The organism is Streptomyces sp. 142MFCol3.1 (assembly GCF_000424945.1).
Taxonomy (GTDB): Bacteria; Actinomycetota; Actinomycetes; order Streptomycetales; family Streptomycetaceae; genus Streptomyces; species Streptomyces siamensis.
In genome coordinates this window covers 36835-58762 of record NZ_AUKV01000007.1, presented here as the reverse complement: position 1 = coordinate 58762, position 21928 = coordinate 36835, and the positions used below count along the sequence as shown (strand labels likewise).

Here is a 21928-nt window from a genome sequence, read left to right as displayed (position 1 = left end):
CGCGGCGCCCGGCCCGCCGACGTGAGGGAGCGCCGACGGGCCTCCGCGGTCAGGTCCGCCGGTCCGGGATCTCCGCGAGGCGCACCGGGCGCCGCTCGTGCCGGGACAGTTCGCAGGCCTCGGCGATGCGCAGCGCCTCCAGGGCCTCACGTCCGTCGCAGGGGTTGGCGCGCTCGCCGCGGACGACCTCGACGAAGGCGACGAGTTCGGCCTCGTAGGCGGGGCCGAAGCGCTCCAGGAAGCCCGTCCACGGCTTGTCGGCGGGCGGTGGTCCGGCCGGTTCGGTGGAGGCGATCGGCGTGCGGTCGTCGAGCCCGACGGCGATCTGGTCGAGCTCGCCGGCGAGTTCCATGCGGACGTCGTAGCCCGCGCCGTTCATCCGGGCGGCCGTCGCGGTGGCGAGCGTGCCGTCGTCGAAGGTGAGCACGGCCGCGGCGGTGTCGACGTCGCCCGCCTCGCGGAACATCGCGGGTCCGGCGTCGGACCCGGTCGCGTAGACCTCGACGACCTCGTGGCCGGTGACCCAGCGGAGCGCGTCGAAGTCGTGGATCAGGCAGTCGCGGTAGATCCCGCCGGAGTGCGGCAGGTAGTCGGCCGGGGGCGGTGCCTGGTCGGACGTCATCGCGCGGACGGTGTGCAGCCGGCCCAGCCGTCCCGACCGGACGGCCTCCCGGGCCGTCGTGTAGCCGATGTCGAAGCGGCGCTGGAAGCCCAGCTGCAGAACCGTTCCGGCGGCGTCGACCTCGGCCAGCGCGTCCAGCGTGCCCGCCAGATCGAGGGCGATGGGCTTCTCGCAGAAGACGGGGAGCCCGGAGCGCGCTGCCCGACCGATCAGTTCGGAGTGGGCCGACGTCGCCGCCGTGACGACCACCGCGTCCACGCCCCAGGTGAAGATCTCGTCCACGCTGGGTGCCGCCGTCGCGCCCAGCCGGTCCGCCAGCCGACGGGCCCGCGCGGTGTCCGCGTCGGTGATGATCAGCGAGCCGCCCACCTCGCGATGACGACTGAGAGTGGCCGCGTGAAATGTACCGATACGACCCGCTCCGATAAGTCCGATGCGCATGGGACCAAACTGAGGGTGTACCCGGCGCCCTGTCAATGCTTTGTCCGGACAATCGAACCTCACAACTTCCCGTCAACATTTCCCGGAGCTACGCTCGGGCCGTGCCGAAACCAGATGTGGACCCGACCGTCTCGCTCCAGCTCAGCGTCGACCGCACCAGCCCGGTCCCGCTCTACTTCCAGCTCTCCCAGCAGCTGGAGGCCGCCATCGAACACGGAGCGCTGACCCCGGGCAGCCTGCTGGGCAACGAGATCGAGCTCGCCGGACGGCTCGGCCTTTCCCGGCCCACGGTCCGCCAGGCCATCCAGTCCCTCGTCGACAAGGGCCTGCTCGTGCGGCGCCGCGGCGTCGGCACCCAGGTAGTGCACAGCCAGGTGAAGCGCCCCCTGGAGCTGAGCAGCCTCTACGACGACCTGGAGTCGGCCGGGCAGCGCCCCGCCACCCGCGTGCTCGTCAACACCGTCGAGGAGGCCTCGACCGAGGTCGCCGCCGCGCTCGGCGTCACCGAGGGCAGCGAGGTGCATCGGGTGGAGCGGCTGCGGCTCGCCCACGGCGAGCCGATGGCTTACCTCTGCAACTTCCTGCCCCCCGGCCTTCTGGAGCTGGACAGCGACCGCATGGAGGCGACGGGGCTGTACAGGCTGATGCGCACGGCCGGCATCACGCTGCACAGCGCCCGCCAGTCCGTCGGCGCCCGCGCGGCCACCGCCGAGGAGGGCGAGCGGCTCGGCGAGCCGGCCGGGGCGCCCCTGCTCACCATGCAGCGGACGACGTTCGACGACACCGGCCGCGCCGTCGAGTTCGGCACCCACATCTACCGAGCCTCGCGCTACTCCTTCGAGTTCCAGCTCCTCGTACGTCCCTGAGACCCGGCACCGGCCCGCAGCCGCTTCCGGCTCCGCGTACGGCCGCGCCGGCCACTCGCGCCCCTCGCCCGCGCCCTTCGCCACGCCCAGCACTCCGGCCCCCGCTCGGCCCCTTCGCCGCCCGCTCCTCGCCCGCTCGGGAAGCCGTCCGGGGTGTCCCGGACCCGCTTCGCGAGGAGGTCCCCCGCAGCCCGGCCGACCGCGCCGGAAAGTCCGTACGGCCACCCGCCGGGCCCACCGCGCGCGGGACCCGCTGGTGGGGTGGATGATCCCCGTGATTGATACTTGGGCGTTTGGGCCGGTGCGACGCCGGCTCGCGAGGGCCTGACGGAGGGTCCCCGGCCCGGTCCGCAAGGCCCGGCGCACAAGGAGCACAGCAAGAAGGGCACGGCCTCGTGGCACGGACTCGGACCTGGGTAAGCATCGCGCTCGCAGGGGCGCTGGGGGTGTCCCTCGCGGGATGCAGCAGCACCGGCGGGAAGCGGGCCGAGGACGCCCGCAAGGCGGCGGCGGCCCAGGGCAGGGCCGCGGTGAACACGCCGAAGTGGACGTTCGCGATGATCACCCACTCGGGTGATGGCGACACGTTCTGGGACATCGTCCAGAACGGCGCCGAGCAGGCCGCCGTCAAGGACAACATCAACTTCCTGTACTCGCACAACGCCGAGGCGCAGCAGCAGGCGCAGCTCGTGGACGCCGCCGTCGACAAGAAGGTCGACGGCATCATCGTCACGCTCGCGAAGCCCGACGCCATGAAGGCGGCCGTCGCGCGCGCCGAGAAGGCCGGCATCCCCGTGATCACGGTGAACTCCGGCTCCGAGGAGTCGAAGGCGTTCGGCGCGCTCACGCACATCGGCCAGGACGAGACCATCGCCGGCGAGGCGGTCGGCGAGGAGCTGAACAAGCGGGGCCGCAAGAAGGCCCTGTGCGTGCTGCACGAGCAGGGCAACGTCGGCCACGAGCAGCGCTGCGCCGGCATCAAGAAGACCTTCGACGGCGACGTGCAGAACCTGTACGTCCAGGGCACGAGCATGCCCGACGTCCAGGCCTCCATCGGCGCCAAGCTCCAGGCCGACAAGTCCATCGACTCGGTCGTCACCCTCGGCGCGCCCTTCGCCGACACCGCGGTCAAGGCGAAGAACGACGCGGGCAGCAAGGCGGAGATCGACACCTTCGACCTGAACGAGAAGGTGGCCGCCGAGCTGAAGAACGGCACGCTCGGCTTCGCCGTCGACCAGCAGCCCTACCTCCAGGGGTACGAGGCCGTCGACCTGCTCTGGCTGTACAAGTACAACGCCGACGTCCTCGGCGGCGGCAAGCCGGTCCTCACCGGCCCGCAGATCATCACCAAGGACCAGGCCGCCGAGCTGGAGGACTACGCGAAGCGGGGCACCCGATGAGCACGACGGCACCCGCCCCCACGCCGTCGCCGGGCGAGAGGACCGACGAGCGCCTCCTGAAGACCTCGACCCTGCGCAGGCTGCTGAACCGGCCCGAGCTCGGGTCCGTGGTCGGGGCGATCGCGGTCTTCGTCTTCTTCGCCGTCTTCGCCGACAGCTTCGTCCGGGCGTCGAGCCTCAGCACCGTCCTCTACGCCGCCTCCACCATCGGCATCATGGCCGTCCCGGTCGCGCTCCTGATGATCGGCGGCGAGTTCGACCTGTCCGCGGGCGTCATGGTGACCAGCTCCGCGCTGGTCTCCTCGATGTTCAGCTACCAGATGACCGCGAACGTCTGGGTCGGTGTCCTCGTCTCGCTGATCGTGACCCTGGCGATCGGCGTCTTCAACGGCGTCATGCTGACCCGCACCGACCCGCCGAGCTTCATCATCACGCTCGGCACGTTCCTGATGCTGACCGGCATGAACCTCGGCTTCACCAAGCTGATCAGCGGCACGGTCTCCACCAAGTCGATCTCCGACATGGAGGGCTTCTCCTCCGCCAAGGACGTCTTCGCCTCCACGATCACCATCGGCGGGGTCGGCTTCAAGATCACCATTGTGTGGTGGCTCGCCCTGGTCGCCGTCGCCACCTGGATCCTGCTGCGTACCCGTGTCGGCAACTGGATCTACGCCGTCGGCGGCGGCGAGGAGGCCGCCCGCGCGGTGGGCGTCCCGGTCGACAAGACCAAGATCGGCCTCTACATGGGGGTCGCCTTCGGCGCCTGGATCTCCGGCCAGCACCTGCTGTTCTCGTTCGACGTCGTGCAGTCCGGTGAAGGCGTCGGCAACGAGCTGATCTACATCATCGCGGCCGTCATCGGCGGCTGTCTGATCACCGGCGGCTACGGCTCCGCCGTCGGCGCGGCGGTCGGCGCGCTGATCTTCGGCATGGTCAGCAAGGGCATCGTCTTCGCCGAGTGGAACCCGGACTGGTTCAAGTTCTTCCTCGGGGTGATGCTGCTCCTGGCCACCCTGCTCAACCACTGGGTCCGCAAGCGGGCGGAGGCGACGAAGTGACGACCGACGCGAACACGACGGCCGGTCAGGCCGCCCCCGAAGGTACGGCACTCGTCGCACTCGACGACGTCAGCAAGTACTACGGGAACATCCGCGCCCTCGAAGGGGTCTCGCTGGAGGTCCACGCAGGCGAGATCACCTGTGTCCTCGGCGACAACGGCGCGGGCAAGTCCACCCTCATCAAGATCATCGCGGGTCGGCACCAGCACGACGCGGGCACCCTCCGCATCGAGGGCGAGGAGACCCGGCTCGCCTCCCCGCGCGAGGCACTGGACCTCGGGATCGCCACGGTCTACCAGGACCTGGCCGTCGTCCCGCTGATGCCGGTGTGGCGGAACTTCTTCCTCGGTTCCGAGCCGCGCAAGGGCGTCGCCCCCTTCCGCCGCCTGGACGTCGAGCACATGCGCAGGACGACCCACGCGGAGCTGCTGCGCATGGGGATCGACCTGCGCGACGTCGACCAGCCCATCGGCACCCTCTCCGGCGGCGAACGCCAGTGTGTGGCGATCGCCCGCGCCGTCCACTTCGGTGCCAAGGTCCTCGTCCTCGACGAGCCCACCGCCGCCCTCGGCGTCAAGCAGTCCGGTGTGGTCCTCAAATATGTGGCCGCCGCCCGGGACGCGGGACTGGGTGTTGTGTTGATCACCCACAATCCGCATCACGCGTATCTGGTGGGTGATCGTTTCGTCCTGCTGAAGCGCGGGACGATGTCCGGCAGCCATACCCGCGACGGGATCACCCTCGACGAGCTCACCCGCCAGATGGCCGGGGGCAGCGAGCTGGACGATCTCCGTCACGAGCTGGAACGCGGCGCCTAGGAAGCACCCCCTTCCCGGTCACGCGGCACGGTGCGACCGGCCGCACACGGGCCCCGGCGCACGGGCCGCCCCGCGCTCCCGCGGTGCAGCCCCGCCGGGGCTTAGGGCAGAATCGGCGCGATGAGCACCTACCGCGACCTCGCACACCGCGGCTCCGCGCGGGCCACCGTCCTGCGGACCGTGGGGACGCGTGAGCGCCGATCGCACCTGACGGCGCCCCGCGTCCCCACCGTCGGCATCGACATCGGCGGCACCAAGGTGATGGCGGGCGTCGTGGACGCCGACGGCAACATCCTGGAGAAGGTCCGCGCCGAGACGCCGGACAAGTCCAAGAGCCCCAAGGTCGTCGAGGACACCATCGTCGAACTGGTCCTGGACCTCTCCGACCGGCACGACGTGCACGCCGTCGGCATCGGCGCCGCGGGCTGGGTCGACGCGGAACGCAACCGCGTCCTGTTCGCCCCACACCTGTCGTGGCGCAACGAACCGCTGCGCGACCGGCTCTCCGGCCGGCTCTCCGTCCCGGTGCTCGTCGACAACGACGCCAACGCCGCCGCCTGGGCCGAGTGGCGCTTCGGCGCCGGCCGCGGCGAGGACCACCTGGTGATGATCACGCTCGGCACCGGCATCGGCGGCGCGATCCTGGAGGACGGCCAGGTCAAGCGCGGCAAGTTCGGCGTCGCGGGCGAGTTCGGGCACATGCAGGTCGTGCCCGGCGGCCACCGCTGTCCGTGCGGCAACCGCGGCTGCTGGGAGCAGTACAGCTCGGGCAACGCCCTGGTCCGCGAGGCCCGCGAGCTCGCCGCAGCCGACTCCCCGGTGGCGTACGGCATCATCGAGCACGTCAAGGGCAGCGTCGGCGACATCACCGGCCCGATGATCACCGAGCTGGCCCGCGAGGGCGACGCCATGTGCATCGAGCTGCTCCAGGACATCGGGCAGTGGCTCGGTGTCGGCATCGCCAACCTGGCCGCCGCCCTGGACCCCTCCTGCTTCGTCATCGGCGGCGGCGTCAGCGCGGCCGACGACCTGCTCATCGGCCCCGCGCGAGACGCCTTCCGCAGGCACCTCACAGGCCGTGGCTACCGCCCCGAGGCCCGTATCGCCCGCGCCCAGCTCGGCCCAGAGGCCGGCATGGTCGGCGCGGCCGACCTCGCCCGCCTGGTCGCCCGCCGCTTCCGCCGCGCCAAGCGCCGCCGCGTGGAGCGCTACGAGCGGTACGAGCGCTACGCCGAGTCCCGCCGCACCACCCAGGGGTCCCTGTGACGGCCTCGCTGCCGCGCCAGGCGTCCCCGCCGGACGAGCCGCAGCGGCCCCCAGAGGACCCGCGCCACAAGTTCCGCCGCCGTGCCCTGACGCTGCTCATCATCGTGCTGCTCATCGGCGTGCCCGCGGGCTACCTGGTGATCTCCGCCAACCAGAGCCGCAACAGCGGCAAGGACAAGGAGGCGAAGTACTCGGCGACCGGCCTCACCGCCGGCTGGCCGTCGCGCGTCCAGCGCCGCCTCTACCAGGTGCCGGTCCCGACGAACTCCACCGACGTCGCCTACTACGAGACGAACAACTGGAAGACGAGCCGCCTCTACGTGCAGTTCGGCACCACCCCGACGGGCCTGGACACCTTCCTCAAGGACGTCGGCACCAGCCGTGACGCCCTGAAGAAGGACGACGTCACGATCAGCGCCCGCAACCAGCAGGTCGTCGGCTGGGAGTTCACCCGACCCGGCCCCTGGGCCGGCCTGGTCCACAAGCAGAAGGACCCGGCACCCACCCTGGACATCGTCGTGAACTGGAGCACGCCCGACCACCCCATGGTGTACGTGGTCTCGCGCACCATTCCGTGACCGTGACCGTGACCCGGCCCCGTCCGGCGCGACGCGGCCGGCGAGACCGATTGTCAGAGCCCGCCCGTAGAGTCGAAGACAACTGATTCGACCGGTGGACGGGAGGTGGCAGGACGTATGGGGGACGGGGTGGTCACGGCGACCGGGCAGGCGCCGTCCGTGCGGCTCGCCGCCGTCTTCCTCCCCGCGCCGCTGCCGCGCGAGGGGCGGATCGCCTTCTGGGATCCGGACGGCACACCGGCCCCCGGCACCGGGCCCGCCGACGGCGCGCCACCGGACCACCGGACCGACCTCACGGTCGTAAGGCCGCACGGCACCGGCGTCCGCAGAGGCACCGTCCCCGCGGTGACCCTGTCGGTCGCCGAGGCCCTGCCCCTGCTGGCCGGGGCCCGCCGCGACCCCGCCGCCCATCCCGCCACCGCCTGCTGGGGCGCCGCGGCGCTGCACGCGCTGCGGCTCGTCGCACGCGGCCGGCTGCTGCCGGGTCTGACCCCCGACGGGTTCGACGCCTGGCGGGCCGGCCCGCTCGACCAGGACGACATCGCCCACCTGCGGGCCGTGGCCGCCGCCCTCCCGTACGAGGGACACGCCGTCCCCCTCCCCGGCAAGGGCCCGCTGCGCCTGCCGGAACCGGAAGCCCTGGTGCGGGCCTTCCTGGACGCGGTCGCCGACACCCTGCCCCGCACCCCGGCGGCCCCCCACACCTCGGGCAGGCCCTTCGCCGCCCGGGAGCCCCAGCGGCTGCCCGGCGCCCACGACTGGGCCGCCGAGGTCGCCGCGGGCATGGACGCCGGCGTGCGGATCTCGCTCCGCCTCGACCTGTCCGCGTACCAGCTCTTCGACGACGGCGAGGGCGCCCGCCGGGCCGGCGCGGCCGTCGTCCAGGTGCACAGCCTCGCCGACCCCACGCTCGTCGCGGACGCCACGGCCCTGTGGGCGGGAGACGCCGACACGACGTTCGGGCCCCGCGCGCGCGTCGACGCGGCGCTGGCCGTGCGCCGCGCCGCCCGCGTCTGGCCCCCCTTGGACCGGCTCTCCGAACAGGACGTGCCCGGCGTGCTCGCCCTCTCCGAGGAGGAGCTGTCCGATCTGCTCGGCATCGCGGCGACCCGGCTCGGCGCCGCCGGGGTCGCCGTGCACTGGCCCCGCGACCTCGCCCAGGACCTCAGCGCCGCCGCCGTGGTGCGCCCGGCGCCCGGGTCGGCGACGGACGGCACGGGATTCTTCGAGAGCGAGGACCTCCTCCAGTTCCGCTGGCAGTTGGCGCTCGGCGGAGATCCGCTCACCGAGGCCGAGATGGACACCCTGGCCGAGGCCCACCGCCCCGTCGTACGGCTGCGTGACCAGTGGGTACTCGTCGACCCGGCCCTCGTCCGCAAGGCGCGCAAGCGCGAACTGGGCCTCCTCGACCCGGTCGACGCGCTGTCCGTCGCCCTCACCGGCAGCGCCGAGGTCGACGGCGAGACCGTCGACGCGGTGCCGGTCGGCGCGCTGGCCGCGCTGCGCGACCGCCTGACCGCGGGCGTGGGACCGGTCGAGCCGCCACCCGGCCTCCAGGCCCGCCTGCGGGACTACCAACTGCGCGGCCTCGCCTGGCTCGACCTCATGACCTCCCTGGGCCTCGGCGGCTGCCTCGCCGACGACATGGGGCTCGGTAAGACCGTCACCGTCGTCGCGCTGCACCTGCGGCGCGCCCGCAGCGAGCCCACCCTGGTCGTCTGCCCCGCATCGCTGCTGGGCAACTGGCAGCGGGAGATCACCCGTTTCGCGCCCGGAGTCCCCGTGCGCCGCTTCCACGGCCCCGACCGCACCCTGGACGGCCTCGAGGGCGGCTTCGTCCTGACGACGTACGGGACCATGCGGTCCACCGCACCCCTGCTCGCCCAGCAGAAGTGGGGCATGGTCGTCGCGGACGAGGCACAGCACGTCAAGAACCCGTACTCGGCGACGGCGAAGGCCCTGCGCACCGTCCCCGCCCCCGCGCGCGTGGCGCTCACCGGCACCCCCGTGGAGAACAACCTCTCCGAACTGTGGGCCCTGCTCGACTGGACGACCCCGGGCCTGCTCGGCCCCCTCAAGTCCTTCCGCGCACGGCACGCCCGCGCCGTGGAGAACGGCGAGGACGAGGAGGCGGTGGCCCGTCTGGCCCGGCTGATCCGCCCCTTCCTGCTCCGCCGCAAGAAGTCGGACCCCGGCATCGTCCCCGAGCTCCCGCCGAAGACGGAGACGGACCACCCCGTACCGCTGACCCGCGAACAGGCGTCCCTCTACGAAGCGGTGGTCCGGGAGTCGATGCTGGCGATCGAGACGTCCGAGGGCATGGCCCGCCGGGGTCTGGTCCTGAAACTGCTCACCTCGCTCAAGCAGATCTGCAACCACCCGGCGCTGTACCTCAAGGAGGAGGCACGCTCCGCCGCCCACGGGCCCTCCGTCCGCTCCGGCAAGCTGGCCCTGCTCGACGAGCTGCTGGACACGCTGCTCGCCGAGGACGGTTCGGCCCTGGTCTTCACCCAGTACGTCGGCATGGCCCGGTTGATCACGGCCCATCTCACGGCCCGCGCCGTCCCGGTGGAGCTGCTGCACGGCGGCACCCCGGTCGCCGACCGCGAGCGCATGGTGGACCGCTTCCAGAGCGGGGCGACGCCGGTCCTGGTGCTCTCCCTCAAGGCCGCGGGCACCGGCCTGAACCTCACCCGGGCCGGCCACGTGGTGCACTTCGACCGCTGGTGGAACCCGGCCGTCGAGGAACAGGCCACCGACCGCGCCTACCGCATCGGCCAGACCCAGCCCGTGCAGGTCCACCGCCTCATCACCGAGGGCACGGTGGAGGACCGCATCGCCGAGATGCTCGAAGCGAAGCGGGCGCTGGCCGACGCGATCCTCGGCTCCGGCGAGGCGTCCTTGACCGAACTGACCGACCGTGAGCTGTCGGACCTGGTGTCGCTGCGGAGGTCCGCATGACCGGTGGCGCAGCCGAGGAGCGGCCGACGACCGACGCGGCGGTGGACTCACGCCCGGTGACCGGTGCGGCACAGAACCCACGCCCGGTGACCGGCGCGCGCCCCGCCGACGAGGCCCGCCGTGCCCTGCGGGCCGCGCGGGAGCGGGGGGCCGGGGCGAAGACCCCTGCACCCGCACCGTCCGCGATGCCGGGCGACGACCGGGACGAGCTGCTCTCGGTGCCGGGCGACGACCGGGACGAGCTGCCCTCGGTGCCGGGCGCCGCCTCGATGCGAGGCGAGACCTCCGCGCCGGGGGACGCCTCCGGGGCCGACGGACCGGGTTCGGCGCGTGCGGCGGGCGGGCGCGGACCCCGTCCGGCGGACAGCCCCGCCTCGGGCGCCGCGGGCCGCGGCGCGCGCCCCGGTGACGTGGCGCGGGAAGCGTTGCGTGCGGCGCGCGACGAGGCGCGGAGAGCCCGCGCCGATGCCGCTGCAGATGAGACAGAACCCGAGAGGCGAAGGCCAACCGACCCTGTTTTCAAGGGGGTCGAGGACGGGAGCCGGTCCGCCGAGTCGAGGACCGGCCGCCGGGCGGCCCCGCCTGGGCGCCGCCGCCGGGACCCGGAGCCGCGGGCCCGAGAACTGCGGGAGCTGCTCGCCGGGGCGTTCCGGATGCCCACCGACGACGCCGACGGCCCCGAGAACACGTACGCGCCCGCGGAGCGGCCGCAGGCACGGCCCCGCGCCGCGGGCCGAGAGCCCGCGGCCGGGCGCCCCGAGCGTCCCTCGGACCTGCCGCCGACGGCCCCCGACGCCGTCCCCGGCGACAACGGTGACGCGGGTGACGCGGACGACGGAGGGCGCCGTGGCCGCTCCGCGCTGCCCGGGGGGTCGCTCCCGGCGGCCCCGACCCCCACACCCTGGCGGCCGGGCGACGAGGACGAGACCCCGCGGGCCGCGGACCCGGCAGGAAGCGGCGCTCGGTACCGGGCGGCCGCGGACTCGCCGTCCGGAGAACCGGACGACCTGAGCGAGCCGCCGCGCGGCGGCCGTACGGCGCGTCCCGGCTCCGGGCACGGCGGATCGGCCGAGGCGCGCGAGGCGCGCCCTGGAACCGCGGACAGGGCCGCGCTCACCGGCGACCGGCTGCCCCGTTCCATGGCGTCCCCGGGGCGCGACGGCGAGCTGCGCCGTACGTTCGCGGCCTTCCCGGCGCGGATGCCGCAGACCGACGCCTTCGCGGAGACATGGTGGGGGAACGCGTGGGTCAGCGCCCTGGAGGAAGGGGCACTGGACGCGGCACGGCTGGCACGCGGGCGGACGTACGCGGGACACGGACACGTGGACGCCATCACCGTCACCCCGGGCCTGCTGCTCGCGTACGTGCACGGCACGCGCCCGCGGCCGTATCGCGTGCAGGTCGGGGTCCGGACGCTGCCGGACGAGGACTGGGACCGTTTCCTGGACGCCGCGGCCGAGCGGCCCGGGCACATCGCCGCGCTCCTCGACAAGCAGATGCCCAGGTCGCTCGCGGAATGCGGGGTCGCGCTGCTTCCCGGCCCCGACGAGCTGGAACCGCGGTGCAGCTGCCCCGACTCGGGCCGTCCCTGCAAGCACGCCGCCGCCCTCTGCTACCAGGCGGCACGTCTGCTGGACGAGGACCCGTTCGTCCTGCTCCTGCTGCGCGGTCGTGGCGAGCGCGAGCTGCTCGACGCGCTGTCCCGGCGCAGTGCGGCCCGCGCCGCCCGCGCCGCCCGCGCCGCCCAGGAACAGGAACCGGCACCCGTCCCCGGCGTGCGCGCTCGAGACGTGCTCGCGACGCGCGCCCTGCCGCCGCTCCCCGCACCACTGCCGCCGCCCGCGCACCCCGAGCAGCCGCCGACCTACCCAGGCGTGCCCGGGGGCCCGGACCCGTTCGCGCTCGACCAGTTGGCGACCGACGCCGCCGCCCGCGCGCACGCGCTGATCACCACGGGCCGTGACCCCGTCGCCGAGCTGACGCTGTGGCAGGACGCGGTCCGTATCGCCGCGGCCCGGCCCGGTTCCGGACTCACGGCCGCGACCCGCGCCCTGTACGCGTCTTTGGCCTCCGCGTCCGGGCGCACCGCGACCGACCTGGCGCGGGCCGTCGCCGCATGGCGCCAGGGCGGGTACGAGGCGCTCAGGGTGCTCGAGGAACCCTGGGACCCTCCGGCGGGCCGCTTCGACCGGGCCCGGCCGCTCCTGCTCGCCGCCGACCTGCCCGCCTTCCGTCCCTGGCGCAACCACCTCACCCACCCGCGGGGTCACGCCCAGCTGCGCTTGGGCCAGAACGGTCTCTGGTACGCCTACGAGTCGGAGCCGGGCCACGACGACTGGTGGCCCCGAGGTACCCCCGACCTCGATCCGGTGGGCGCCCTGACCGGCCTCGGGGCACCCGGCGAGCTGTGACGGCCGCGGTGTCCCAGGACCCGCGGCCGGCGCGGTTGGCCCGCCCGCGCGCGGCCTTGATCACCAGCCTTGCGGGCCCTCCCTGATCGTGTGCTTCCTGCTGCCTCGGCGGGCGGACGTCTCAGCCCTCGGCGTGGGCCAGCCACAGGTCGGGGCCGAAGACCTCGTAGCGGATGCGGCGCGCGGGGATACCGGCCTGGAGCAGTTGGGAGCGGACGGCGCGCATGAAGGGAAGCGATCCGCACAGGTACACGTCGGCGTCGGCGGGCAGGTCCAGTCCGTCGAGATCCATCAGGCCTGTGCGAGAACCGGGTTCGTCGGTTGCGTCCTGTTCGTACCAGAACTCTGCCCGTGCGTCGGGCAGTTGTTCCACGAGACGGCGGATGTCGGTGCGCAGGGCATGGTCAGCAGGGGTGCGGTCGGCGTGCAGGACAAGGACCGGACGGGGCGAGCCGGTGGCAGCGAGGTGTTCGAGCATGGCGACCATGGGGGTGATGCCGATGCCGGCGGACACCAGCACGAGGGGGGTGTCGGCGTCGTCGAGCACGACATCTCCGAACGGGGCCGACAGGGTGAGTTCGCCGCCGGGCAGGACTGTACGGTGCAGTTGGTTGGAGACCTCGCCCTCCGGGGCCTCGGCAACGCTCGCCACCCGCCTGACGGTGATGCGCCGCAGCCGGTCGCCCGGAGCGTTGGACAGGCTGTACTGGCGGGTCTGGTGGATGCCGTCGGGCATGAGCACGCGGACGCTGACGTACTGGCCGGCGCGGGCCGGCGGCACGGGGCCGTGGTCTGCCGGGCGCAGCAGGAAGGACGCCACGTCCGGGGTCTCCTCCCGCCGCTCCACTACGGTCCACTGTCGCCACGGGTGCCGGGGATCGACCTGGGCTTCCTGGTAGAGCCGGGCCTCCTGGGCGATGAGGGCTCCGGCCATCAGCCAGTACACCTCGTCCCAGGCCCCGGCGACCTCCGGTGTGACCGCCTCACCGAGCACGTCGGCGATGGCACGGAAGAGGTACTTGTGGACGATCGTGTACTGGTCCTCGGTGACGCCGAGCGCGGCGTGCTTGTGGGCGATCCGGGCAAGCAGCGCGTCGGGGCGGGTGTCGGGGTCGGCCAGCAGTGCCTGGGCAAAGGACGCGATGGACCCGGCCAGTGCACGTCGCTGCTCGCCACTGGCCTGGTTGCCGCGGTTGAACAGCCCGTCCAGCAACTCGGGCTGCTCGGCGAACATGGTGCCGTAGAAACGTGCCGTGATCTCGTCCAGCGCCCCGCCGACGGCGGGCAGGGTGGCGCGAATGACAGCGGCCGACTCGGGCGAAAGCATGGCTCTCCTTTGGAACGCGGGCACATATCGGGACGGCGCTCACCGTCACAGCCGGGGACCGTGCGGCGGATCCGACCGGCACATCGATCGTGTCGGTGACGCCGTGGTCTCACATAGGGCCGAACTTCCCTGAGGACAGGGCCCGTCGGGCCGGTCCGGTCACCGCCTCCAGGTGGCCCGCCGGTGCGCCCGCTCTGGGAAGCCTGGCCCGGCTTCTCCGGGCAGGCCACCGGAGACGGGAGGGAGCAACCCCTTGCAGCCCCTTACGGGGGCGACGGAAGGCTGGTGCACCGCGGTGTCACACTTTGTGCCGGCGCCACAGGAATGGCAGTGCAGCTCAGGACAGTGCGGCCTTGAGTGCGCCGAAGGCCGTTCTCGGGTCGGCGAGGGCGTGGTAGACGCCGGGGATCTCGCGCTCGTCGAGGCCGAGCAGTCCGTAGACGGCGTGCACGGCGCCGCGCACGGAGTATTCAACGGTGAAGACCACGTCCTCCGGTATCTCGGTGAACTGGCCGAGGAAGGCGAAGTTCGCCGCTCCCCGCGGAATGACCCGCGGTCGGTCATGCGTCGTGCGCGGGGCGAACTGGCTGGTGATGTACGGCATCATCACCGGGATCACCGTCGTGGTCGCCGCGGCCTGATCCTCGAGGTCGGACCAGGGGCCACCTGCCACGTCAGGGCGCTCGCCGGAACCGCGAACGACGTGGCCCTCAGCCCAGCGCCGGGAAGAACCCGAGGGCCGCAGGACACCGGTGCACGCGGCCGGGCCAACGCGAGCCGAGCGGGCATGCCGCCACGATGCGCACACCCCAGCGGTGTGCTCTCAGTCCAGTCGGACGGTGAGCAGGACGAGCGTGTCGCTGTCGGCGATGAGCCGGTGACGTTGATCGGGGATGGCTACGAGGGCGTCCTCGTGGAGGTCCCATTCACGCTCGGCGGTGGCCAGGCGGGCCTGTCCGGCCAGGCAGATCAGGGTCGCGGCGCCGGGGGCCTGGTGTTCGGCGAGTTCACGTCCTGCTGTCAGGGCCAGCAGCGTGGTCCGCAGTCCGGGGAGGGCCACGATGGTGCGTGCGGCCCGCCCGGAGCCGACGGTGCGGGCCTCGGCCAGCAGTTCCTGGCCGAGGCTGCGCAACGGCACGACCGCGCCGGAGCCGTTCGGGGTCGAGGTCATCGGGTGCGCTCCCATCCGCGGCGCGGGGCGCGGGCGCCGAGTTGGACGTCCCGGCTGCGGTAGACGATGTAGGGGCGGGTCAGGTAGCCCACGGGTGCGGTGAGCATGTGGACCAGGCGGGTGAAGGGCCAGGCTGCGAAGAGCAGCATGGCGCTGATGGCGTGGAGCTTGAAGAGGATCGGGGCGCCGGTCATCCGGTCGGGGTCGGGCTGGAGGTAGAAGATGGAGCGGAACCAGGGGGAGATGGTCTCGCGGTAGTCGTAGCCTCCGCCGATGAGATTGGCGACGACCGTGGCGGACAGGCCGAGCACGATGGTCACCGTCAGGGACAGGTACATGGCCTTGTCGTTGCGGGTGGTCGCGGAGAAGACCGGGCCCACCGTGCGGCGCCGGTAGACCAGGATGGCCAGTCCGCCGAGCGTGGCGACGCCGGCGATCGTGCCCAGGACAACCGCGCCCACGTGATAGGTGTGCTCGCTGATCCCGGCCGCTGTGGTCCAGCTCTTGGGGATGACCAGGCCGCCGATGTGGCCCAGCAGCACGACGAGGATGCCGAAGTGGAACAGGGGGCTGCCGATGCGCAGCAGGCGTCGTTCGTAGAGCTGGGAGGAGCGGGTGGTCCAGCCGAACTTGTCGTAGCGGTAGCGCCAGACGTGGCCGAGGACGAAGACGGCGAGGGCGATGTAGGGCAGGACGACCCACAGCAGGATGCCGCCGGTGCCCGTCTCGGCCGCCGCGGTGAGGGACTGCGCGGGTGCGGTCATCGGGGGCCTCCTACGACGGGGGCGGGCAGGAACACCGGCGAGGCGTAAGGGTCGAGGCCGACCTGTTCTTCGGGCGGGCCCTGGGCGGCGAGGCGCAGGACGGCTTCGCGCTCGTCGCCGGCGAGGGCGGGCAGGGTGGCCGAGACGGAGTCCAGCACGTGCGCCCAGGGCGAGCCGTCCTCGGTCAGGGCCAGGCGCAGCAGTTCCAGGCCGGCCCGATGGTCGGTGAGCAGGCGTTGCCCGGTGGCCGGGTCGGTGGCGGCGAACTCGAGGACGACGGCGAGGTGGTCGGGCAGTTCGTCGTCGCTCAGGCGCCAACCGGCCGCCGCATACGTCTGCTTCAGCCGCAACAAGCCGACGCCGCGCTTCCTGGTGTCGCCGTGCGCGTAGTACGTCAGGTACAGGCAGCAGCGTTTGCGGTGGTCGAAGGTGGCGACGTAGGCCGTGGCCAGATCGGCGGGGGCGGTCCGCTCGGCGTGTGCGGTGAAACGGAGCAGGGGACCGGCCACCGGCTCGGGCAGGGTGGCGGCGACCCGGCCGGCCAGGGCCAGGAGCTGTTCGAACTGCTCGTCGGGGTAGGCGAGCAGCAGGGACTGCACCTGCCAGGCGTGGGGGTGCCAGGGCTGCGGGCGGGCGGTGCGCGTGGGCTTGCGTCTCATGGCTTCGGCTCTCCCTCCCCGCCGGTAGCGCTGCCGTCGGATGGCCTGTCCGGGAAAAGGCCGGGTGGGGAGCTCTTGCCGTCCCAGTTGAGGAGATTGACGCGGGTGGCCTTGTCGGTGGGGGCGGCGGGAGTGTCGGACGTCTGGCGGTCCCGCAGGGCGTGGAAGTTCTCCACCGCGATCGGGGCGGCGCCGCCGGAGGTCTCGCCGAAGGGGCCGGAGCCGCCCATGCCGGGGCCGCCCTCGTAGTCCAGGCTGCACTCGGTGGCGAGTTCTTCGAGCTGGTGGGCCTGTTCGGCGTGCGCGGGCGGGATGACGTACCGCTCGTCGTACTTGGCGAGCGCCAGCAGCCGGTACATGTCGTACATCTGCTCCTCGCCCATCCCCACCGCCTCAGGGACGGCGGCATCGGGTTCACGGCCGAGGTTGATGTCACGCATGTAGGCGCGCATCGCCGCCAGGCGGCGCAGCACCGCGTCCACGGGGGCCGGGTCGCCCGCGGTGAACAGCTGAGCGAGGTAGTCGACGGGGATGCGCAGCGCGTCGACTGCGGCGAACAGGTTTCGGTGGTCCTCGGCGTCCTCGCCGGTGTCACGCACGGCGTCCACCACCGGGGACAGCGGCGGGATGTACCAGACCATGGGCATCGTCCGGTACTCCGGGTGCAGCGGCAGCGCCACCTTGAACGTGTTGATCAGCGCATGGATCGGAGAGCGCTGGGCGGCCTCGATCCAGTCCCGGGGGATGCCCGCCTTCTCCGCCTCCCGCACGACCTGTGGGTCGTCGGGATCGAGGAAGACGCCACGCTGGGCTTCGTACAGATCGGTGTCGTCCGGGGTGGAGGCGGCCTCCAGCACCTTGTCGGCGTCGTAGAGGACGAGCCCGATGTAGCGCAGCCGGCCCACGCAGGTCTCGGAGCAGACGGTGGGCAGGCCGACCTCGACGCGGGGGAAGCAGAAGGTGCACTTCTCGGCCTTGCCGGTGCGGTGGTTGAAGTAGACCTTCTTGTACGGGCATCCGGTCACGCACATCCGCCAGCCGCGGCAGCGGTCCTGGTCGACCAGGACGATGCCGTCCTCTTCCCGCTTGTAGATCGCGCCGGAGGGGCAGGACGCGGCGCATGACGGGTTGAGGCAGTGCTCGCAGATCCGCGGCAGGTAGAACATGAAGGTCTGCTCGAACTCGAGCTTGATCTTCTCCGAGACCTGATTGAGCAGCACGTCCTTCTCACCGGTCGCGGCGGAGTCGCCGAGGTCGTCGTCCCAGTTCGCCGACCAGGAGATCTTCATGTCCTTGCCGGTGATCAGGGATTTGGGGCGGGCGACGGGGGTGTGCTCCTGCAGCGGGGCGTTCGTCAGGGTCTCGTAGTCGTACGTCCAGGGCTCGTAGTAGTCGTCGAGCGTGGGCAGGACCGGGTTGGAGAAGATCGTGATCAGCTTCTTGAACCGGCCGCCCGCCTTCAGCGCGAGGCGGCCCTTCTTGTTCAGCTCCCAGCCGCCGCGCCAGGTCTCCTGGTCCTCGTAGCGGCGGGGGTAGCCCTGGCCGGGGCGGGTCTCGACGTTGTTGAACCACACGTACTCGACGCCGGTGCGGTTGGTCCACGCCTGTTTGCAGGTGACCGAGCAGGTGTGGCAGCCGATGCACTTGTCGAGGTTCATCACCATCGCCATCTGGGCCATGACGCGCATCAGTACTGCACCTCCTGGTCCGTGCGGCGGCGGATGACGGTGACCTCGTCGCGCTGGTTGCCGGTCGGGCCGAGGTAGTTGAAGGCGTAGGACAGCTGGGCGTAGCCGCCGATCAGGTGGCTCGGTTTGATCAGCAGCCGGGTCAGGCTGTTGTGGATGCCGCCACGCCGGCCGGTGGTCTCGGTGCGGGGCACGTCGATCAGGCGGTCCTGGGCGTGGTGCATGTAGACGGTGCCCTCGGGCATGCGGTGCGAGACGATCGCGCGGGCCGCGACGACCCCGTTGCGGTTGACCGCCTCGATCCAGTCGTTGTCGCTCACGCCGACCTTCGCCGCGTCCTTCGTGCTCATCCAGATCGTCGGCCCGCCCCGGGACAGGGACAGCATGAACAGGTTGTCCTGGTACTCGGAGTGGATGGACCACTTGTTGTGCGGGGTCAGGTAGCGCACCGTCACCCCGAGCTCGCCGACGTCGCCCACACGGGGTTCGTCGAACAGTGCGTGCATGTTCAAAGGTGGTCGGTATACGGGTAGTTGCTCGCCCAGCGCGGTCATCCAGTCGTGGTCGAGATAGAAGTGCTGGCGTCCGGTGAGGGTGTGCCAGGGCTTGAGGCGTTCGACGTTGACGGTGAACGGGGAGTAGCGGCGCCCGCCGGTCTCCGAGCCGGACCACTCCGGGGACGTGATGACCGGGACGGGTGCGGCCTGGGTGTCGGCGAAGGTGATCTGTTTGCCCTCGTGCTCGGCGGCCAGATCGGCCAGTCGGGTGCCGGTACGGGCCTCCAGGGTGTGGAAGCCCTGGGTGGCGAGATGGCCGTTGGTGGTGCCGGACATCGCGAGGATCGCCTCGCAGGCGTGCACGTCGCGGGCGATCGACGGCCGTCCGTCGGCGGCCCCGCCGTGCACGGTGCCGTTCTTGTGCCGCAGGTACTCCAGCTCGCGCTCGAGCTTGAAGGTGACGCCCTTGGTGGTGGCGCCCAGGCTGTCCAGCAGCGGGCCGAGGGCACCCATCTTGTGGGCGACGGCACCGTAGTCGCGCTCGACCGTGATCAGCTTGGGCATGGTGCGGCCGGGTACCGGCTCACACTCGCCGGCCTTCCAGTCGCGGACCCGGCCGTGCGGATTGGCCAGCTCGTCCGGGGTGTCGTGCAGCAGCGGCGCGGCCACCACGTCCTTTCGCACCCCGAGATGCCCGACGGCCTGGCGGCTGAACTCCTTCGCGATCGTGTGGAAGGCGTCCCAGTCGGTGCGGGTCTGCCACGGAGGGGCGATGGCCGGGTTGAACGAGTGCACGAAGGGGTGCATGTCCGTGCTGGACAGGTCGTGCTTCTCGTACCAGGTCGCCGCCGGCAGCACGATGTCGGAGAAGACCGTGGTGCTGGTCATGCGGAAGTCCAGGGTGAGCAGCAGGTCGAGTTTGCCCTCGGGGGCCTGATCTCGCCACACCACGTCCGTCGGACGGGCCTCCGGCGGCGCTTCGGCCGCGCGGACCGAGGCGTCGGTGCCCAGCAGGTGCTTGAGGAAGTACTCGTTGCCCTTGGCCGAGGATCCCAGCAGGTTGGCGCGCCACACCGTCAGCACGCGCGGGAAGTTCTCCGGGGCGTCCGGATCCTCGCCCGCGAACCCCAGCCGCCCCGCCTTCAGTTCCTCCACCACGTGTTCACCCACGCTGCGCCCGGCCGTCTCGGCCTCGTCGGCCAGATCGAGGGGATTGCGGTCGAAGGTCGGATACGACGGCATCCAGCCCATCCGCGCCGACTGCGCGATCACATCCGCCGTGGTCTTCCCGGCGAACGGGCCGCCCGTGCCCGGGCCGGTCGCCGCCAGGGTGTCGGCGGAGAACGGGTCGTAGCGGAACTGGTCGCCGTGCAGGTACCAGTACGCGGTCTGGATCATCTGCCGGGCCGGCCTGTTCCAGTCCGCCGCGGTGGCGATGGCCGAGTAGCCGGTGATCGGCCGGACCTTCTCCTGGCCGACATAGTGCGCCCAGCCGCCGCCGTTGACGCCCTGGCAGCCGGTCAGCGTGGTCAGGGTCAGGAACGCCCGGTAGATGGTGTCGGAGTGGAACCAGTGGTTCGTCCCCGCACCCATGATGATCATCGAACGGCCGCTGGACTCCTCGGCGTTGGCAGCGAACTCCCGGGCGATACGGGCCGCCTTCCCGGCCTCCACGCCGGTGATCGCTTCCTGCCAGGCCGGTGTGTACGGCTCGGCCGCGTCGTCGTAGCCGGTGGGCCAGTGGCCGGGCAGCCCGTCGCGGGCCACGCCGTACTGGGCCAGCAGCAGGTCGTACACCGTGGTCACCAGCCGCCCGGCCACCCGGCGCACCGGCACGCCGCGCCTCAACCGGTCCGCGCTGCCGTCGGGGGCGTCGAAGCGGGGCAGTTCGACGGCGACCGGTGCCTCGTCACTGCCCTCGGCGGACAGCAGGGGGTCGGTGCCGGCGAGGTCCAGGTTCCATTTCCCGGCGCCGGACTCGCCGAAGCGGTCGCCGAGTGTGCCGTTGGGCACCACCGGCCTTCCGGTGGCGGCATCGAGCAGCACGGTCCTGAACTGCGCATGCTCGGCCTCGGCGTGCTCGCCGCCCAGATCGGCGGCGGTCAGGAACTTGCCCGGCGTGTACGTGCCCGGTTCTCCTTCGACCTCGTCGAGGGAGACCAGGAAGGGGAGATCCGTGTACTGCTTGACGTAGCCGGTGAAGTACGGGGTGGGCCGGTCGACGAAGAACTCCTTGAGGATCACATGCCCCATGGCCATGGCCAGCGCCCCGTCGGTGCCGGGCTGGGCGGGCAGCCACTCGTCGGCGAACTTCACGTTGTCCGCGTAGTCCGGAGAGACCGCCACCACCTTCTGACCCCGGTAGCGGGCCTCCGCCATCCAGTGCGCGTCAGGGGTGCGGGTCACCGGCAGGTTCGAACCCCACATGATCAGATAGCCGGCATCCCACCAGTCCCCCGACTCCGGTACGTCCGTCTGGTCGCCGAACACCTGCGGGGAGGCAACCGGCAGATCCGCGTACCAGTCGTAGAAGGACAGCATCACCCCGCCCAGCAGCGAGTAGAAGCGGGCCCCTGCGGCGTGCGAGACCATCGACATCGCCGGGATGGGGGAGAACCCGGCGAGCCGGTCGGGGCCGTGCTCCTTGATGGTGTGCACGTGTGCGGCGGCGACCATCTCGGTCGCCTCGTCCCAGCTCGCACGGACCAGGCCGCCCTTGCCGCGCGCCTTCTTGTAGCGGCGCGCCTTCTCGGGGTCGGAGACGATGTCCGCCCAGGCCGCCACCGGATCGCCGAGGCGGGCCTTCGCCTCCCGGTACATCTGCAGGAGCACCCCGCGCACATAGGGGTAGCGCACCCTCGTGGGCGAGTACGTGTACCAGGAGAAGGCGGCTCCGCGTGGGCAGCCGCGCGGCTCGTACTCGGGGCGGTCGGGTCCGACCGAGGGGTAGTCGGTCTGCTGGGCCTCCCAGGTGATGATGCCGTCCTTGACGTACACCTTCCACGAGCAGGAGCCGGTGCAGTTCACGCCGTGCGTGGAGCGCACGACCTTGTCGTGCGACCAGCGGTCCCGGTAGAAGTCGTCGGCCTGCCTGCCGCCCTTTCGGTGCACGGTGCGCAGGTCCTCGGAGACCTCCGCCCGGGTGAAGAACCGGCGGGAGCGCACCAGTGCGTCCGTCAGGTCGCTGTCCATGCCTGCCCGTGTCCGGCTGGTCTCCGAGCTCACCGTGCCACTCCGCCCCGGGCGTGCCGGCCCGTTCGAGTCGTGATCAAGTCTGGCCGTTCACGACAATACGACCGCTGTCCCCGGGGAGGTCGACAGCCGCACCACGGTCACGCAAACCGGGTGCCGAGATCGTTTGCGCGCCGAACTGCCGACCGCTCTCGCAGGGCTGTGCGCGA

General features: G+C 72.0%; 16 protein-coding genes. 8 read left to right on the top strand and 8 right to left on the bottom strand.

Features of this window, described 5'->3' with window-relative positions; all coding sequences use genetic code 11:
* Positions 1-49: 49 nt before the first annotated feature.
* Positions 50-1063 (bottom strand): Gfo/Idh/MocA family oxidoreductase, encoded by a 1014-nt coding sequence (locus H305_RS0111735; protein WP_028800551.1) that lies wholly within the window; start codon positions 1061-1063, stop codon positions 50-52.
* A 116-nt stretch (positions 1064-1179) separates the two neighbouring features.
* Between H305_RS0111735 and H305_RS0111730 the strand changes: the two genes are divergently transcribed.
* From H305_RS0111730 to H305_RS45510, 8 genes are all read left to right on the top strand, one after another.
* Positions 1180-1929, top strand: a complete 750-nt coding sequence (locus tag H305_RS0111730; RefSeq protein ID WP_028800550.1) for a GntR family transcriptional regulator — start codon at positions 1180-1182, stop codon at positions 1927-1929.
* Positions 1930-2324: 395 nt separating this feature from the next.
* Positions 2325-3329, top strand: coding sequence for a sugar ABC transporter substrate-binding protein (locus tag H305_RS0111725; RefSeq protein WP_028800549.1), 1005 nt, complete (start codon positions 2325-2327; stop codon positions 3327-3329).
* Positions 3326-4387: an ABC transporter permease gene (locus H305_RS0111720; protein WP_028800548.1), complete on the top strand. Its 1062-nt coding sequence runs from the start codon at positions 3326-3328 to the stop codon at positions 4385-4387. Before H305_RS0111725 ends, H305_RS0111720 begins: the two co-directional genes overlap by 4 nt.
* Positions 4384-5205 (top strand): ATP-binding cassette domain-containing protein, encoded by an 822-nt coding sequence (locus H305_RS0111715; protein ID WP_028800547.1) that lies wholly within the window; start codon positions 4384-4386, stop codon positions 5203-5205. Before H305_RS0111720 ends, H305_RS0111715 begins: the two co-directional genes overlap by 4 nt.
* Before the next feature lie 120 nt (positions 5206-5325).
* Positions 5326-6471, top strand: coding sequence for an ROK family glucokinase (locus H305_RS0111710; protein WP_028800546.1), 1146 nt, complete (start codon positions 5326-5328; stop codon positions 6469-6471).
* Complete coding sequence (locus H305_RS0111705) at positions 6468-7049, top strand: hypothetical protein (RefSeq protein ID WP_028800545.1); 582 nt, start codon at positions 6468-6470, stop codon at positions 7047-7049. The genes H305_RS0111710 and H305_RS0111705 overlap by 4 nt, the downstream gene beginning before the upstream one ends.
* Before the next feature lie 117 nt (positions 7050-7166).
* Positions 7167-10010 carry a DEAD/DEAH box helicase gene (locus H305_RS0111700; protein ID WP_028800544.1) on the top strand — a complete coding sequence of 948 codons (2844 nt, stop codon included), beginning with the start codon at positions 7167-7169 and terminating at the stop codon, positions 10008-10010.
* Positions 10007-12421 (top strand): SWIM zinc finger family protein, encoded by a 2415-nt coding sequence (locus H305_RS45510; RefSeq protein ID WP_037763548.1) that lies wholly within the window; start codon positions 10007-10009, stop codon positions 12419-12421. The genes H305_RS0111700 and H305_RS45510 overlap by 4 nt, the downstream gene beginning before the upstream one ends.
* A 121-nt stretch (positions 12422-12542) precedes the next feature.
* Here the strand turns inward: H305_RS45510 and H305_RS0111690 are convergent, their stop codons facing one another.
* From H305_RS0111690 to H305_RS0111660, 7 genes are all read right to left on the bottom strand, one after another.
* A complete protein-coding gene (locus tag H305_RS0111690) occupies positions 12543-13748 on the bottom strand; it encodes a globin domain-containing protein (RefSeq protein ID WP_028800543.1) in 1206 nt (401 codons plus the stop codon).
* A 337-nt stretch (positions 13749-14085) separates the two neighbouring features.
* Complete coding sequence (locus H305_RS0111685) at positions 14086-14421, bottom strand: oleate hydratase (protein ID WP_028800542.1); 336 nt, start codon at positions 14419-14421, stop codon at positions 14086-14088.
* A 150-nt stretch (positions 14422-14571) separates the two neighbouring features.
* Complete coding sequence (locus H305_RS0111680; protein ID WP_028800541.1) at positions 14572-14919, bottom strand: hypothetical protein; 348 nt, start codon at positions 14917-14919, stop codon at positions 14572-14574.
* Complete coding sequence (gene narI / locus H305_RS0111675; RefSeq protein ID WP_028800540.1) at positions 14916-15683, bottom strand: respiratory nitrate reductase subunit gamma; 768 nt, start codon at positions 15681-15683, stop codon at positions 14916-14918. Before narI ends, H305_RS0111680 begins: the two co-directional genes overlap by 4 nt.
* The gene (narJ, locus tag H305_RS0111670; protein WP_028800539.1) at positions 15680-16342 is read right to left on the bottom strand and encodes a nitrate reductase molybdenum cofactor assembly chaperone; all 663 of its coding nucleotides are present in this window, start codon (positions 16340-16342) and stop codon (positions 15680-15682) included. The genes narI and narJ overlap by 4 nt, the downstream gene beginning before the upstream one ends.
* On the bottom strand, positions 16339-18030 hold the full coding sequence (gene narH / locus H305_RS0111665) for a nitrate reductase subunit beta (RefSeq protein WP_028800538.1): 1692 nt from the start codon (positions 18028-18030) through the stop codon (positions 16339-16341). The genes narJ and narH overlap by 4 nt, the downstream gene beginning before the upstream one ends.
* Positions 18030-21719: a nitrate reductase subunit alpha gene (locus H305_RS0111660; RefSeq protein WP_051370529.1), complete on the bottom strand. Its 3690-nt coding sequence runs from the start codon at positions 21717-21719 to the stop codon at positions 18030-18032. Before H305_RS0111660 ends, narH begins: the two co-directional genes overlap by 1 nt.
* Positions 21720-21928 lie beyond the last annotated feature (209 nt).

What these genes read in the sequence shown, in the direction of transcription:
- H305_RS0111735 (WP_028800551.1), bottom strand. Translation starts at nt 1,063, where the DNA reads ATGCGCATCGGACTTATCGGAGCGGGTCGTATCGGTACATTTCACGCG.
- H305_RS0111720 (WP_028800548.1), top strand. Translation starts at nt 3,326, where the DNA reads ATGAGCACGACGGCACCCGCCCCCACGCCGTCGCCGGGCGAGAGGACC.
- H305_RS0111710 (WP_028800546.1), top strand. Translation starts at nt 5,326, where the DNA reads ATGAGCACCTACCGCGACCTCGCACACCGCGGCTCCGCGCGGGCCACC.
- H305_RS0111700 (WP_028800544.1), top strand. Translation starts at nt 7,167, where the DNA reads ATGGGGGACGGGGTGGTCACGGCGACCGGGCAGGCGCCGTCCGTGCGG.
- H305_RS45510 (WP_037763548.1), top strand. Translation starts at nt 10,007, where the DNA reads ATGACCGGTGGCGCAGCCGAGGAGCGGCCGACGACCGACGCGGCGGTG.
- H305_RS0111690 (WP_028800543.1), bottom strand. Translation starts at nt 13,748, where the DNA reads ATGCTTTCGCCCGAGTCGGCCGCTGTCATTCGCGCCACCCTGCCCGCC.
- H305_RS0111680 (WP_028800541.1), bottom strand. Translation starts at nt 14,919, where the DNA reads ATGACCTCGACCCCGAACGGCTCCGGCGCGGTCGTGCCGTTGCGCAGC.
- narI (WP_028800540.1), bottom strand. Translation starts at nt 15,683, where the DNA reads ATGACCGCACCCGCGCAGTCCCTCACCGCGGCGGCCGAGACGGGCACC.
- narJ (WP_028800539.1), bottom strand. Translation starts at nt 16,342, where the DNA reads ATGAGACGCAAGCCCACGCGCACCGCCCGCCCGCAGCCCTGGCACCCC.
- narH (WP_028800538.1), bottom strand. Translation starts at nt 18,030, where the DNA reads ATGCGCGTCATGGCCCAGATGGCGATGGTGATGAACCTCGACAAGTGC.
- H305_RS0111660 (WP_051370529.1), bottom strand. Translation starts at nt 21,719, where the DNA reads ATGGACAGCGACCTGACGGACGCACTGGTGCGCTCCCGCCGGTTCTTC.